Below are 598 nucleotides of genomic sequence, written 5' to 3'. Positions count from 1 at the left end.
TATCTGCTGATTTGGGTGCGCATTGTCAAAATGCAGTGAACTTTCTACTGGATGGACCATTGCTACGCAGATATTCGCATATAATCCCTTACAGTTTTGGTTACTACTTAATAATTATGTTTCTAACACCTTATTTTTCAAACAATAATCATCAATTTCAATTCACTCGCGAACAAGCAAGTCACTTTGCTAAGCGTGTGGCTGGTGATTACAACCCTATTCATGATGAAGATAACAAACGCTTTTGTGTGCCTGGCGACCTGCTATTTGCCGTTCTACTAAGTAAAGAAGGCATCAGCCAAAAAATGCGCTTTCGTTTCTCTGGCATGGTAAATGATGGCATTGAGCTGCATATTGAAAATAAGTGTGAAAAAGAAAGCGCAGTTGTAGATGAGGCAGGCAAAGAATACTTGCACATGTCTCGTGAAGGCGAAACCAACCACAACCCGGCTTTTATTGAGCACGTGGTAACAAACTACGTGCAGTTTTCTGGCATGAACTTCCCGCACATCATGGTTCCTCTTATGGAAGAGAAACAAATGATGATCAACTGTCAGCGTCCACTGGTTATTTATGAAAGCATGGAAGTGGAATTTTC

1 protein-coding gene is annotated in these 598 nt (G+C 40.8%); it reads left to right on the top strand.

Annotated elements, in window-relative coordinates:
* Window positions 1-116: 116 nt before the first annotated feature.
* Window positions 117-598: DUF3581 family protein (locus R7Q46_RS28510; RefSeq protein ID WP_318078486.1), on the top strand; the 482-nt coding region annotated here is incomplete at its 3' end.

It is taken from the genome of Vibrio sp. 811 (assembly GCF_033339195.1).
This window is presented reverse-complemented; position numbering and strand designations above follow the sequence as displayed.